11 protein-coding genes are annotated in these 13994 nt (G+C 72.3%); 6 read left to right on the forward strand and 5 right to left on the reverse strand.

Annotated features, from left to right (window positions below; genetic code table 11):
- Positions 1-277: 277 nt before the first annotated feature.
- The 5 genes from A4R43_RS41815 to A4R43_RS41835 all read right to left on the reverse strand — a co-directional run bounded on the left by A4R43_RS41815 (position 278) and on the right by A4R43_RS41835 (position 6719).
- Entirely contained in the window at positions 278-1615 is a 1338-nt protein-coding gene (locus tag A4R43_RS41815) for an MFS transporter (RefSeq protein WP_113697139.1), read from the reverse strand.
- Positions 1612-2178: an NADPH-dependent FMN reductase gene (locus A4R43_RS41820; RefSeq protein ID WP_113697140.1), complete on the reverse strand. Its 567-nt coding sequence runs from the start codon at positions 2176-2178 to the stop codon at positions 1612-1614. The genes A4R43_RS41815 and A4R43_RS41820 overlap by 4 nt, the downstream gene beginning before the upstream one ends.
- Before the next feature lie 126 nt (positions 2179-2304).
- Complete coding sequence (locus tag A4R43_RS44555) at positions 2305-5199, reverse strand: helix-turn-helix transcriptional regulator (protein ID WP_113697141.1); 2895 nt, start codon at positions 5197-5199, stop codon at positions 2305-2307.
- A gap of 42 nt (positions 5200-5241) precedes the next feature.
- On the reverse strand, positions 5242-6186 hold the full coding sequence (locus A4R43_RS41830) for a DUF4097 family beta strand repeat-containing protein (RefSeq protein ID WP_113697142.1): 945 nt from the start codon (positions 6184-6186) through the stop codon (positions 5242-5244).
- Positions 6186-6719 carry a toxin-antitoxin system HicB family antitoxin gene (locus A4R43_RS41835; RefSeq protein WP_113697143.1) on the reverse strand — a complete coding sequence of 178 codons (534 nt, stop codon included), beginning with the start codon at positions 6717-6719 and terminating at the stop codon, positions 6186-6188. Before A4R43_RS41835 ends, A4R43_RS41830 begins: the two co-directional genes overlap by 1 nt.
- A 296-nt stretch (positions 6720-7015) precedes the next feature.
- Here A4R43_RS41835 and thyX point away from each other — a divergent pair, with 296 nt between their 5' ends.
- From thyX to A4R43_RS41865, 6 genes are all read left to right on the forward strand, one after another.
- A complete protein-coding gene (thyX, locus tag A4R43_RS41840) occupies positions 7016-7768 on the forward strand; it encodes an FAD-dependent thymidylate synthase (RefSeq protein ID WP_113697144.1) in 753 nt (250 codons plus the stop codon).
- A 4-nt stretch (positions 7769-7772) separates the two neighbouring features.
- A complete protein-coding gene (locus tag A4R43_RS41845) occupies positions 7773-8165 on the forward strand; it encodes an ACT domain-containing protein (RefSeq protein WP_113697145.1) in 393 nt (130 codons plus the stop codon).
- 101 nt (positions 8166-8266) lie between these two features.
- Positions 8267-9514: an Nramp family divalent metal transporter gene (locus A4R43_RS41850; protein ID WP_162788791.1), complete on the forward strand. Its 1248-nt coding sequence runs from the start codon at positions 8267-8269 to the stop codon at positions 9512-9514.
- Between the two features lie 91 nt (positions 9515-9605).
- Positions 9606-11126 (forward strand): serine/threonine-protein kinase, encoded by a 1521-nt coding sequence (locus A4R43_RS41855; RefSeq protein ID WP_113697146.1) that lies wholly within the window; start codon positions 9606-9608, stop codon positions 11124-11126.
- A gap of 128 nt (positions 11127-11254) precedes the next feature.
- Positions 11255-12268: a 4-hydroxy-tetrahydrodipicolinate synthase gene (gene dapA / locus A4R43_RS41860; protein WP_113697147.1), complete on the forward strand. Its 1014-nt coding sequence runs from the start codon at positions 11255-11257 to the stop codon at positions 12266-12268.
- Positions 12265-13962, forward strand: a complete 1698-nt coding sequence (locus A4R43_RS41865) for a ribonuclease J (protein WP_162788792.1) — start codon at positions 12265-12267, stop codon at positions 13960-13962. The genes dapA and A4R43_RS41865 overlap by 4 nt, the downstream gene beginning before the upstream one ends.
- Positions 13963-13994: the final 32 nt, after the last annotated feature.

Raw genomic sequence — 13994 nt, forward strand, 5'->3', positions numbered from 1 at the left:
GGCGGGGCGCTTGCCGAGCGGTGTTGGACGAGGTTGTGCGCTGATCTGGGCTGGGTGTCCGGAGTGAATGGCCGGGTGTGCGATGAGCGTTTGCCGAGCGAGGACCGCGCGCCGGGTATGCGCGCTCGGCCGTGTGGTGACCCGGGCGCCGCTTGGCAGGGCTGTGCACTGGCCTAGCCAAGTGTGTCCCGAGTGGACAGTCGGGCGGGGTGCTTGCCGAGCGGCATTAGGCGAGGTTGTGCGCTGACCCGGGGGCGGGTGAGTCCAGGGTGGACGGTTAGGTGGCGGCGTGTGTCGGGCGTTTGCCGAGGGTGGTTAGGGCGACGCTCAGCGCGCCTGCCGCGGTCAGGGCCAGGACGCCCGCGTGGAAGCCGCCGGTGGTGCCGGTCCAGGTCAGGGCGCCGATCGCCGGGCCGATCGAGAAGCCCAGCGTGCGTACCAGCGTGGCCACCCCGCTCGAGGTGCCCAGCAGCGAAGGTGGCGTGTCCTCCAGGATGGCGGCCGAGTTCGGGCCCGCGAACAGGCCGTTCCCCACCCCGACCACGGCCAGCGGCCAGGCGACGTCCAGCAGCCCGGCGTCCGGCCCCACCAGCAGCAGGCAGCCCAGTCCGCCCGCCGCGACCACCGTGCCCGCCAGCGCCACCGGCGCCTTCCCGGCCCGGTCGGCCAGCGCCCCGGCCAGCGGCGAAGTCACCGCCATCGCCGCCGACACGCTCAGCAGCGCCACCCCGATCGTGCTCGGTGACGCCCGCAGCACGTCGGCGAACAGGTACGGCACCACGAAGTGCAGCGCCCCGACCCCCGTGGTCACCCCCGCCATCGCGCCCAGCGCGAGTGCGATCTCCCGTCGGCGCACCAGGGACAGCACCGGCCGGGCCCCGGTCGTCCTTGCCCAGACCGCCGTCAGCATCACGGCCAGCGCCACCAAGCCCGCGCGCAACCCCGCCGAGGACCCGGCGAAGTGCAGCCCGGAGAACAACGACACCGCCGCCGCACCGAGCACCAGCGCCTCCCGCAGCAACCCGCCGTCCGGCCACGGCAGCCCGCCGCCACCCGGGATCACCCGCCGCGCCAGCCACAGCGTGACCACCACAATCGGCAGGTTCACCGCGAACACCGACCGCCAGCCGAACGCCTCGGCCAGCCAGCCACCCGCCACCGGCCCGGCCACCCCGCTCAGCGGGATCAGCGTCAGCACCACACCCATCGCGCGTGCCCGATGCTCCGGCCGCGCGGCCCGCGCCACGATCGGCAGGCTGACCACCCCGACCAGGCTGCCGAACACGCCCTGCAGCACCCGCCCGGCCAGCAGCACGCCGAACGACGGCGCCACCGCGATCAGCAGGCTGGTCACCCCGAACCCCGCGGTCGCCAGCACGAACGCGGGCAGCGGGCCCGCCCGGTCCAGCCACCGCCCGGCGGGCACGCTCAACGCCACCAGCGGCAGCGAATACGCCAGCAGCACCCACTGCACCGCCGACGGCCGCACCCCGAACTCCTCGCCGATCGACGGCAGCGCGACCGCCACGATCGTCATGTCCAGCGCGGCCAGCACCACCCCGAGCGCGGCCACGGTGATCGCGCCCCAGCTGGTGCGCTCCACCGGTGCCGTCACGCGAACGCACCCAGCCGGATCCGGTCGCGCAGGCCGTGCAGCAGGCTGCTCAGCCCGCGCCGCAGGTCGTGGTCGAGCAGCCGGTCGTCCTCGTCCAGCTGCCGAGCCACCCGGCCGACCGGCAGCGTGCTGTCGAGCACCTCGGCACCGGCGAGCTTGAGCACCTTCCGCAGTTCGTCCTGCGCCCACGCGGCGCCGTGCACGCCGTTGCTCGCGCCGATCACCGCGGCTGGCTTGCCGGTCAGCACGCCTGCGCCGTACGGGCGCGACGCCCAGTCCAGCGCGTTCTTCAGCTGGCCGGGGATCGAGCCGTTGTACTCCGGTGTCGCGAAGAGCAGCCCGTCGGCCTCCGCGATGGCCCGCCGCAGCTCGGCCACCCCGGCCGGCTCCGGGCCCGCTTCGGCGTCCTCGTCGAACGGCGGGACCAGGCTCAGCCCGCCCCAGCGGTGCAGTTCCAGCCCACGCGGCAGCTCGTAGCTCGCCGCGGTGAGCAGCCTGCCGTTGAACGAGCCCTCACGCAGACTGCCCGCGATGCCCAGGATCCTGACCCCAGTGGCGCCCATCTTGTCCTCCCGATTCCCCGGGGCCGGTGGTTCCGGCCCGCTGGAATCGAGGTTCGCGATAAGGCACCCCGGCGCACATGAGGCACCAGCCCTATTTGCCTGCCTAAGGCGGGGATGCTGCCTAAGTCAGTCGAACAGGCCGAGCTGGTTGGCGGTGGCGGCGGCCTCCACGCGGTTGGCCACGCCGAGCTTGCCGAGAATGTTCGACACGTGCACGCTGGCCGTCTTCGCCGAGATGAACAGCTCGTCGGCGATCTCCCGGTTGGCCTTGCCCGCCGTCACCAGGCGCAGGATCTCCAGCTCACGCGGGGTCAGCCCGAGCCGGGTGTGCCCGTTGCCCAGCGGCTCCGGCGTGCCGGGCACCACCTGGATGCGGGCCCGCCTGGCCAGGTCGGCGACGCGGTCGCGCAGCGGTTTCGCGCCCAGCTGCCCGGCCAGCCCGTAGGCCTCGCGCAGCAGTTCGGTGGCGGCTTCGCGGTCGCCGTCGGTGGTGATCGCGGCTGCCGCCGCGCCGAGACAGGCCTGCGCGAGCCGCAGCGGCTGGCCGAGTTCACGCCAGGCCGCGGTCGCCGCGTCCCAGTCGCCGCGCTCACCGCTGAGGTGGGCGTCGAACAGCCGGGAGAAGGCGTGCTGCACCGGACCGGCGACCGGCAGTTCCGCGGCAATGCGGCGCAGCCGGGTGAGCAGTTCGGTGCCGCGCCAGGACGGGTCGTGGTCGGCGAGCCTGCTGCCCAGCACCAGCAACGGCCAGAGCAGCCTGCCCGCCGCGTTCAGCTGCGGATGCGTGAGCGCGCGTTCGAGCACGGTCCGCGCTTCGCCGTACCGGCCCTGCGTCAGGCGCAGCTCGGTTTCCAGGCGTGCCACCAGGAACGGGTCCAGGTTGAACCGGACGTCCTCGCCGTACTGCTCGTGCGCGCGAGCGAGCAGCCGCTCCGGCAGTTCGGCATCACCGCGGTGCAGCGCGATGTATCCCTTGAGGCACAACAGGTGTTCGCGGAACGCGGGCGCGGGGGAGAGGTCGAGCGCCTGCTCGAGCACGGTCATCGCCTCGTCCCAGCGGCCGCCGTCGATCATCGCGCCGGCCAGGTCGAGGCTGTGCTGCGCACCGGCCGCGCGGCGCAGCCCGGCCTCCTGTGCCACCGCCAATCCGTGGCGTGCCTTGGCTTCCGCCTCGGCCAGCCTGCCGAACGCCCGCAGCAGCGAGGATTCCGCGTGGATGGCCCGCAGCCGGACCCGGTGCTCGCCCAGCGTTTCGGCGATCGCCCCGGCGCGCTTGAGCCGTGGCAGCTGCTCTTCGAGATCACCGAGCCGCGCGTCGAGCACGGCGAGCGTGATCAGCGCGGAGGCCTCGGCGGACCGTTCCCCGTTGCGGCAGGCCGAATCGAGCGCGGCCTCGGCCGCGTCGCGGGCCTCGTCGGCACGGGGGATTTCCATCAGGCGCGCGGCGTAGGAGTTCAGCAGGTGCCCGCGCGCGGGGTGGTCCTCGGGCACCAGCCGGATCGCTTCGCGGTGGTCCTCCAGCGCGCCGGGCTGGCCCAGCTGGGCCCGCAACCGCGCGCGCTGGTCGAGCAGGGTGGCCGCGCGCACGCGCTGCGCGTCGCGGTCGATCTCGGCCAGCGCCATCGTGGCGAAGCGCTCGCCGTTGACGTTGTCCCCGGCCCGGCTTGCCGCTTCCACGGCCTGCTCCAGCACGGTCGCGTACTCGACGCCACCGAGTTCGCAGCACGGGTCGGGTACCAGCGGCCACAGTTCCCGTACGCGGTCGAGCATGCGGACCTGCTCGGCGTAGGCGAGCAGCCGCTGCGCCTCACCCGCGGCCTGCCAGGCCGCGCAGATCGCACTGCGGAAATCGCCCGCGCGGTACAGGTGCTGCGCGAGTTCGGTGATCGACGGGGCACCCGCCGACAGGCCGGGGTCCGCGCGCATGGCCTCGGCGTACCGCGCGTGCAGGGCACGCCGTTCTCCCGGCATCAGCCCGGCGGTGGCCGCCTCGCCGATGAGCGCGTGCCGGAAGCGGTAGCCCTCGCCCTCGATGACCAGCACGTTCGCGTCTACCGCGGCACGCACGGCGGCGGACAGCGCCCGCTCGTCGAGTTCGGCGACCTCGCTCAGCAGCGCGTGGCAGACGGTGACCTCGCTCAGCCCGATCAGCCCGGCGACGTAGGCGGCGTCCGGCGGCAGCCGGTCGATCCGGGACGACAGCAGGTCCTCCAGCGACGCGGGCAGGTCGGCCGTGCCCTCGCAGGCGTTCTGGCAGTCCAGCATCGCTTCGACGAACAGCGGATTGCCTTCGCTGCGCTGGAAAACCTCGCTGACCAGCTCCGGATCCGGTTCGCGGTCGAGGATGTGGCGCACCAGCCGGACCACTTCGCGCTTGCCGAGCCTGCCCAGCTCGAGCCGGTCCACCCACGGCACCCGGGTCAGCTCGGCCAGCAGCGGCCGCAGCGGGTGCGCCCGGTTCAGCTCCTCGGACCGGTGGGTCACCACGATCATCGAGCCGGGCACCGCGCCCTGGTTGCGCACCAGGAACTCGAGCAGGTCGCGACTGGACCGGTCGGCCCAGTGCGCGTCCTCGATGACCAGCACCACCGGCCGTTCGGCGGCGAGCCCGGCGAGCAGCGCGAGCACGCCTTCGAACAGCCGCGGGCGCGCGTCGTCGCCGAGCGGGGCCTGCCCGCGGGCGGCGCCGGGCAGCAGCGGCGCGAGCGCGGCCTTGTCCGGCAGCAGCCGGTCGAACACATCCGGGCCGGCGGCCGTGGCCAGCCCGCGCAGGGCGGCGACAAAGGGCGCGAACGGCAGGCCGTCCGCGCCGAGTTCGACGCAGCAGCCGGAGAGCACGGTCGCCTTCGCGCCCGCGCGGTCGGTGAACTCCGCCACCAGCCGGGACTTGCCGATCCCGGCCTCACCGCCGACGAGCAGGGTGGCCAGGCCCCCACCGGCGACCCGGTCGAAGGCATCGGCCACCCTGCTCGTCTCGCTGTCGCGCCCGACCAGCACCGGGCTCACCACTTGGAGGCTCATTTGCCCCCGAGTTTATCGCCGCATCGGGTGATCGGCGCCGCTTCACGTCCCCGCGCTGGTCACCACCGCGTCGCCGGAGCCCGTGCGCATCCGCGCCCGCACCGCGGCCGGCTCCTCCGGCGGGGTTTCGCGCACCGGCAGCTCGCTCGACACGCGCCCGGAAACGGTGGACACGTCGACCTCCGCGATCACCCCGGAAGCCACGCCGAACCGGATCTCGCCGGAGCCGGTGTTCAGCTCCATCGAGCCGGATTTCGCCTCGGCCACGGTGAGGTCGCCGCTGCCGCTGCGGACCATCACGTCCCCGGCGACCGCGCCGAGCCAGATGTCGCCGGTGCCGGTGACCACGGTGGCCGAACCGGACGGCGCGGCCAGCCGCACCGCGCCGCTGCCCGAGCGGACCTGCAGCCCGTACGTGGTCGGCCCGAGCTGGATCTCGCCCGAGCCGGTGCGCACGTTGGCCGCGGCCTTGGTCTCGCCGAGCGAGACGTCACCCGATCCGGTGGAGATGTTGGCGCGTCCGGCGGTGCCGGTGACCGTCACGTCGGCGGCACCCGCGCGGATGCCCAGGTGCGAACCGCGTGGCGCGTGCACGACCACGTGCAGCGGCACCTTGCGCAGCGGCAGCGCCTTGGGTCCGCGCACGATGACCTGGTCGCCGACCTGCTCGATGCGGGACTGGCGCACGGCCTCGGCCGGTGAGCCGAGGATGTCGGTGTCGAACTGGTCGCCGAAGCGCTCGGTGACCCAGCTCAGCACCGCGTTCACGCCGTCGGCCCACGGTGCCTGCGCGCTCGGTTCATGGCGCAGCTCGACGATGGCTTCGGCTTCGGTTTCGGCTTCGGCGTCGGTCAGCACGATCTCGACGCGCCCGACGGTGATGCTGACATCCAGCTCGATGGGGCCGGTGGCGGCGAAGTTCCCGGTGCGCACGAGCTGCTCGTCCGGCTGTTCCTGCGGGCCTTCGCCCGTCACTCCGGCGCTCATCAGCCCTGCACCCAGCCGTGCATGCGGGTGCCGCTGTTCGGCCCGCGCCGCTGCTCACCCTGCTCGAACGGGGCCTTGCCCTGGAGCGCGCCCTGCACGGCCTGGGTGACGAAGGTGTTCAGCGAGACGCCCTGCGAGGCCGCCGCTCGCTCGGCCTGGTTCTTCACCTGGTCGAACAGCCGCAGCGTCATCCGGCTGATCTCCCCGCTGTCGAACGGCATCTTGTTCTCGGGCTTGGGTTCGCGCGGTTTCTCGGCGGCGGGCTCGCTCTCGGTCTTGGCACCGGCGGAGCTGGTGCCGGTGACCACCACGCGCACGTCGCGGCCGTCGAGCCGGACGTCGACCAGGTAGTCGGGCTGGTTGGCGGTGACCTCGGCGGCGAGGTCGGCGAGCGCGTTCATCAGCGCCAGCCGCATGGCCGGTTCGAGGGCGGCGGCGAGCACCGCGGCGGTCTGCCGCGTCTGCTCGTCACCCGCCGAGGCCGCGGTGGCGAGGTCCTCGCGGAGGCTGGAGATGTACGTCGTCAGGTCCATGACACCACTGTGACGTCATTCGTGGTGTCTTTCAAGGCGATCGCGACATCATCAGTGACATCCCCCAGTCGCCCCCTAGTGGCGGGCTAGGCGCTGCCCGGTGAGTCACGGTCGCGGTCTTCGCGCCCAGGCGGCCCCTGGCGGCACGGGCGGATCGGCCGAGTACGGCCAGTACGAGGCCGACCCGCCCGCACCGCCAGGAACCACCTGGATCACGAAGCCCATCGACCAGACTCACCGGGCAGCGCCTAGGCTGCCGGAGGATCGGCGGGGAGCGCGAAACGAGGGAGCGGAACGTGGCCGGAACGCTGGCACCCAGGGTGCAGTTGATCGCGAAGACGGAGTTCTTCCCGCCCGACGACGTGCCGTGGTCCACCGACGCCGACGGCGGCGAGGCGCTCGCCGAGTTCGCCGGCCGGGCCTGCTACCAGTCCTGGAAGAAGCCGAACCCGAAAACCGCGACCAACGCCGGCTATCTCGACCACATCATCGAGGTGGGCCACCTGTCGGTGCTGGAGCACGGCTCGGTGACCTTCTACCTGACCGGCATCTCGCGCTCGCTGACCCACGAGCTGATCCGTCACCGGCACTTCTCCTACTCGCAGCTCTCGCAGCGGTACGTGCCCGAGCGCGACGCGGCCTTCGTCGAGCCCGACGTGATTCGCGAAGACCCGGAACTGCACGAGAAGTTCGTCGCCGCGACGCAGGCCAGCGCGGACGCCTACAACGAACTGCTGGCCGGTCTCGAGAAGAAGTTCGCCGACGCGCCGAGTGCCACGCTGCGTCGCAAGCAGGCGCGCCAGGCCGCGCGGTCGGTGCTGCCGAACGCCACCGAAACGCGGATCGTGGTGACCGGCAACTACCGGGCGTGGCGGCACTTCGTCGCCATGCGGGCCACCGAGCACGCCGACGTGGAGATCCGCGCGCTGGCCGTGGAATGCCTGCGGCAGCTGCAGAAGGCGGCGGCGAACGTGTTCGCCGACTTCACCATCTCGACGCTGCCCGACGGTACCGAGATCGCCACCAGCCCGAAGGTTCTCGAGGGCTGATCCCGTGCGCCGACTCGTCATCGACGTCCAGCCGCTGGAGTACGCGGTCGCCAGGCTGGAACCGGACCAGGCCGTGCCGTCCGAGCTGTTCTCCCACCCGGGGCAGGTGCTGGTCTCGGTGACCAGGACGCAGCGCGAGGTGTCGATCATCTGCCCGGTGAAGTTCGCGCCGGAGGGCGCGCGGGTGGAGGCCGACTGGCGGCTGCTGTCGGTGCGCGGGCCGCTGGCCTTCACGCTGACCGGCATCATCGCCGCGCTGGCCAGCGAGCTGGCCGCGGCCGGGGTGGCGCTGTTCACCCTGTCCACCTTCGAAACCGATCACGTGCTGGTGAAGTCCGACGACCTGACCAGGGCGATCGACGCGCTCCAGTCGGCCGGGCACGACGTCTGCATGTAGCGCCCCGCTGGGAGCCCGGTCACAACCGTTACGGCGGTATGTACACCGATGTTCGGCATGCCTAAAATTCAAGTTGGCCCACTTGAAACCGGAGGTATGTCATGGCGTTGACCGATGCCGCCCCGTCCAGCCGTGAGCGACTGAAGCGGGTCCGCGCCGGTTCGATGCTGCTCGGCCCGGCGTTCGTGGCGGCGATCGCCTACGTCGACCCCGGCAACGTGGCCTCCAACATCAGCGCCGGCGCCCAGTTCGGCTACCTCCTGGTCTGGGTGATCGTGGCGGCCAACCTGATGGCCTGCCTGGTCCAGTTCCTGTCCGCGAAGCTCGGCCTGGTCACCGGCCTGTCCCTGCCGGAAGCGGTCCGCGAGCGCACCTCGCGCCCGACCCGGCTGGCGTACTGGGCGCAGGCCGAGCTGGTCGCCATCGCCACCGACCTGGCCGAGGTCGTCGGCGGCGCGATCGCCCTCTACCTGCTGTTCGACCTGCCGCTGCTGCTCGGCGGGGTGATCACCGGCGTGGTGTCGATGGCGCTGCTGCTGGTCCAGGACAAGCGCGGCCAGCGCCCGTTCGAGCGCGTGATCACCGGGCTGCTCGGGGTGATCGCGGTCGGCTTCCTGACCAGCGTGGTGGTCTCGCCGCCGTCGGTGCCGGGCACGCTCGGCGGCCTGGTCCCGCGGTTCGACGGCACGGAAAGCGTGCTGATCGCCGCGGCCATGCTCGGCGCCACGGTGATGCCGCACGCGGTCTACCTGCACTCCGGCCTCGCGCGCGACCGGCACGGCCACGTCGAACCGGAGCGGCGCACCCGGCTGCTCAAGGCGACGAAGGTGGACGTCGGACTGGCGATGCTGCTGGCGGGCGCGGTGAACCTGTCGATGGTGCTGCTCGCGGCGACCACCCTGCGCGGGCGGGAGGGCGTCGACTCCATCGACGGCGCGCACGCGGCCGTCGGGGATGTGCTCGGGCCCGGCGTCGCGCTGCTTTTTGCGATCGGCCTGCTCGCCTCCGGCCTCGCGTCCACGTCGGTGGGTGCCTACGCGGGCGCGATGATCATGCAGGGCCTGCTGCGCAAGCGGATCCCGCTGCTGCTGCGCCGCCTGATCACGCTCGCCCCGGCGATCGTGGTGCTCGCCATCGGCGTGGACCCCAGCCGCGCGCTGGTGGTCTCGCAGGTGGTGCTGTCCTTCGGCATCCCGTTCGCGCTGGTCCCGCTGGTCCGGCTGACCAGCGACCGCGAGCTGATGGGCGCCGACGCCAACCACCGCGCCACCACCACGGTGGCCTGGGCGGTGGCCGCGGTGATCATCACGCTGAACGTGGCGCTGCTCTACCTGACCTTCGCGGGCTGAACCCCGTATTTCCCCCGCTCCGGCAGGAACCGCGCAGCGCGTCACGCGGTCGGACTACCATCCTGGCCAGACCGAGGGAGGCGCGCCGAACGTGACCGAGGAAACGACCCAGCGGGCCCAGGCGCCCGCGCCGGGCCCCAGGGTGATCGCCGACAGGTACGTCCTGCTCGGCGAGCTCGGCCGTGGCGGGATGGGGGTGGTGTTCCGCGCCGAGGACCGGGTGATCGGCAGGCAGGTGGCGATCAAGGAGCTGCGCCTGCCCGACGGCGCCGACGACGCGGGTGTGTTCTCCGAGCGCGTCCTGCGGGAGGTGCGCACCGGCGGCAGGCTCAACGACCCCGCCGTGGTCACCGTGTTCGACGTGGTCTCCGAAGCAGGCACCACCTACATCGTGATGGAGCTGGTCGAGGCGCCCACGCTGTCCGACCTCGTGCGCGAGCGCGGCCCGCTGCCCGCGCAGCAGGTGGCGAGCATCGGCCTGCAGGTGCTCTCGGCGCTGCAGGCCGCGCACGAAGCGGGCATCGTGCACCGCGACGTCAAGCCGGGCAACATCATGGTCGCGCCGAACGGCCGGGTGAAGCTGACCGACTTCGGCATCGCGCAGGCGGTGGACGACCCGCGGCTGACCACCAGCGGCATGATCGTCGGCAGCCCGGCGTTCATGGCCCCGGAACGGGTTTCCGGGCAGGAGGCCGGGCCCGCGTCGGACCTGTGGTCGCTGGGCGTGACGCTGTACTTCGCCGCGGAAGGCGTGCTCGCCTTCGAGCGCACCAGCACCGCGGCCACCCTGCACGCGATCATGAACGAGGTCCCGTACCTGACGCGGACGCAGGGGCCGCTGGCCTCGGTGGTGATGGGCTTCCTGGTCGCCTCGCCCGAGGGCAGGCTGACCGCGCACCAGGCACACGGGCTGCTGCAGATGGCTTCGGCGGGCACCGGCCAGCACACCCCGACGTCCGTCTACACCGGACCGCCGCCGACCATGGCCGGGCCGGCGCCCACGCACTACGCGCACCAGCCCCAGGCCGCCCCGGCGCCGTCGAAGGGCAAGCGCCCGCTGCTGGTCACCGGTGCCGCGCTGGCCGGGGTCGCGCTGCTGGCCGGTGGGTTCTTCCTGGGCAACTGGTGGGGTTCGCCCAGCGAGGATTCGGCGATGCTGCCCGCGCTGACCTACGGCACGCAGGGCGACATCCAGCAGTTCGACACGCCGTCGTCCTCGCAGCGCTGCTACAACGTGCCGCTGGAGCCGGGCCGGTCGATCTCGTCGAGCAACAAGGTCGACTGCGACGAGCAGCACGACTTCGAGGTGTTCGCCACCCTCGGCACGCTCGGCGGGGACAGCAGCGTCAGCGACAGCGCGCCGGCCGCGGCGTACCCCGCCGAGGACCGGCTGCGGATTTCGGCGGAGACCCGGTGCGAGATGATCTTCCACTCCAACGTGGTGCAGGCGAGCCAGCGGAGCGGCCTGCAGTACCGCGCGCTGCTGCCGACCCAGCAGGCGTGGGACGCGCGGGAGGACAGCTCGGGCAACCTGGTCCGCAACGCCTACTGCGTACTCAGCAAAACCGGCGGCGGCACCCTGAGTTCCCCCGCGGCGGTGGAGGTCCGGTAGGCGGAGGAGTTCCGGTTGCCGAGGCGGTCGGCAGGGGAATCTGCACCGACCGGTGACCAGGCGCGTTGATCATGTCATATTCCGAGGTCGGCGCCGGGTTACCGGCCGGGAAGAGGTACCGTCGGGGCATGTCCACTCCACCTTCCGCAGCGCCGGGACGGCCGTTCGGCCGCGTGCTCACCGCGATGATCACCCCCTTCGACCGCGAAGGGGCACTGGACCTGAAGCGGGCCCAGGAGATCGCGAAGCACCTGGTGGACCTGGGCAACGACGGCCTGGTGGTGAACGGCACCACCGGCGAGAGCCCGACCACCTCCGACGCGGAGAAGGCGGACCTCATCCGCGCCGTGGTCGAAGCGGTCGGCGACCGCGCCACCGTGGTCACCGGCGCGGGCACCTACAACACCGCGCACAGCGTCGAGCTGGTCCAGGCGGCGGAGAAGGCGGGCGCGCACGGCGTGCTGGTCGTCACGCCGTACTACTCGCGGCCCACGCAGGCCGGGCTGTACGCGCACTTCACCACCGTGGCCGAGGCCACCGCGCTGCCGATCATGCTCTACGACATCCCGCCGCGCTCCATCGTGCCGATCGAGGTCGACACGCTGCGCCGGCTCGCCGAGCACCCGCGGATCGTCGCGGTCAAGGACGCCAAGGGCGACCTGCTGGCCGGCAGCGAGGTGATCGCGAACACCGATCTGGCCTACTACTCGGGCGACGACGGGCTGAACCTGCCGTGGCTGTCGGTCGGCGCGGCCGGGGTGGTCAGCGTGGTCGGGCACGTGGTCGCCGGGCGCATCCGCGCGATGATCGAGGCCTACGAGGAGGGCGACACCTCCACCGCGCGCACCAACCACCGCGGCATGCTGCCGGTGTACCGCGCGTTCTCCCGCGTCGGCGGCGTGGTGTTCAGCAAGACCGCGCTGCGCCTGCGCGGGTACGATGCTGGCGACCCGCGGCTGCCGATCGTGCCGGCCACCGAGGAGCAGATCACCGCCATCGCGGCGGATCTGACCCAGGCAGGCGTGCCGCTCGACGACGCTCCCGCGGGCGACTGGCATAGTTCACGGGTGGCGCACGCCGACTCCGCGGCGGCGTACGTCGCACCGACCACACACACCAGCGTTGGGACAATTCACCGTTGAGCTCACTGTCCATCGGACCCGGCCCCACCTCGGCACCACCCGCACTACCCGACGGCGCGCTGCGCGTGGTCGCGCTCGGCGGCATCGGCGAAGTCGGCCGGAACATGACCGTCTTCGAGTTCGACGGCAGACTGCTGATCGTCGACTGCGGTGTGCTCTTCCCCGAGGACGACCAGCCGGGCGTGGACCTGATCCTGCCCGACTTCCGGGCCATCGAGGACCGGCTCGACGACATCGAGGCCCTGGTGCTCACGCACGGCCACGAGGACCACATCGGCGCCGCGCCGTTCCTGCTGCGCCTGCGCCCGGACCTGCCGATCTACGGTTCGCGGTTCACCCTGGCGCTGCTCGCGGCCAAGTGCAAGGAGCACAAGCAGCGGCCGAAGCTGATCGAGGTCAAGGAGACCGAGCACCGCACGGTCGGCCCGTTCGACCTGGAGTTCTTCGCGGTCAACCACTCCATCCCGGACGCGCTGGCGGTGGCCATCCGCACCCCGGCCGGGGTGGTGCTGCACACCGGTGACATCAAGCTCGACCAGCTCCCGCTGGACGGGCGGCTGACCGACCTGGCCGGGTTCTCGCGGCTCGGCGACGAGGGCGTGGACCTGTTCTGCGTGGACTCGACCAACGCCGAGGTGCCCGGGTTCGTGATGCCCGAGCGCGACATCGGCCCGGTGCTCGACGACGTGATCCGGCGGGTGCACCAGCGGGTGATCGTGGCCTGCTTCGCCAGCCACGTGCACCGCGTGCAGCAGGTGCTCGACGTGGCCGTGCAGCACGGCCGCCGGGTCGCCTTCGTCGGCCGGTCGATGGTCCGCAACATGGGCATCGCCGCCGAGCTGGGGCTGCTCAACGTGCCGGAAGGGCTGCTGGTCGATCTGGACCAGGCGGCGAACCTGCCGGAGAGCAAGGTCCTGTTTGTCTCCACCGGTTCGCAGGGCGAGCCGCTGTCCGCGTTGTCGCGGATGGCCCGCGGGGAGCACCGGCAGATCTCGATCAAGGCCGGGGACACCGTGGTGCTGGCCAGCTCGATGATCCCGGGCAACGAGACCGCGGTGTTCGGCGTGGTCAACGGCCTGGTCCGGCTCGGCGCGAACGTGGTGCACCAGGGCAACGCCAAGGTGCACGTGTCCGGGCACGCCTCGGCGGGCGAACTGCTCTACCTGTACAACGCGGTGCGCCCGAGCAACGTGATGCCGGTGCACGGCGAGTGGAAGCACCTGGTGGCCAACGGCGAACTCGCGGTCCGCACCGGCGTCGCGCCGGAGAACGTGGTGATCGCCGAGGACGGCGTGGTGGTCGACCTGGTCGACGGGCGTGCGCGGCTGACCGGCCGGGTCGAGGTCGGGCACGTCTACGTGGACGGGCTGTCCGTCGGCGACGTCGGCGAGTCCACCCTGTCCGACCGGCTGGTGCTCGGTGAGGGCGGGTTCATCGCGATCAACGTGGCGGTGGACTCCAGCACCGGACGCGCGGTCAGCCCGCCGACGGTCGCCGGGCGCGGTTTCTCCGACGACCCGAAGGCGCTGGACGCGGTGGTGCCGCTGGTCGAGATGGAGCTGTCGCGCACCGAGGCCGAGGGCATCACCGACACGCACCGGATCGCGCAGTCGGTCCGCCGGGTGGTCGGCCGCTGGGTGGCCGAGACCTACCGCCGCCGCCCGATGATCGTGCCCACGGTCATTCCGGTCTGAAGCCGCGCCGCCTGACCTGGGCTGGATCCCCA

Origin of the sequence: Amycolatopsis albispora, from assembly GCF_003312875.1 — a bacterium.
In the GTDB taxonomy this organism is placed as follows: Bacteria; Actinomycetota; Actinomycetes; order Mycobacteriales; family Pseudonocardiaceae; genus Amycolatopsis; species Amycolatopsis albispora.

Coding starts and splice junctions, on each gene's coding strand:
- A4R43_RS41820 (WP_113697140.1), bottom strand. CDS start 2,178: ATGGGCGCCACTGGGGTCAGGATCCTGGGCATCGCGGGCAGTCTGCGT.
- A4R43_RS44555 (WP_113697141.1), bottom strand. CDS start 5,199: ATGAGCCTCCAAGTGGTGAGCCCGGTGCTGGTCGGGCGCGACAGCGAG.
- A4R43_RS41830 (WP_113697142.1), bottom strand. CDS start 6,186: ATGAGCGCCGGAGTGACGGGCGAAGGCCCGCAGGAACAGCCGGACGAG.
- A4R43_RS41835 (WP_113697143.1), bottom strand. CDS start 6,719: ATGGACCTGACGACGTACATCTCCAGCCTCCGCGAGGACCTCGCCACC.
- A4R43_RS41850 (WP_162788791.1), top strand. CDS start 8,267: ATGGCGTTGACCGATGCCGCCCCGTCCAGCCGTGAGCGACTGAAGCGG.
- dapA (WP_113697147.1), top strand. CDS start 11,255: ATGTCCACTCCACCTTCCGCAGCGCCGGGACGGCCGTTCGGCCGCGTG.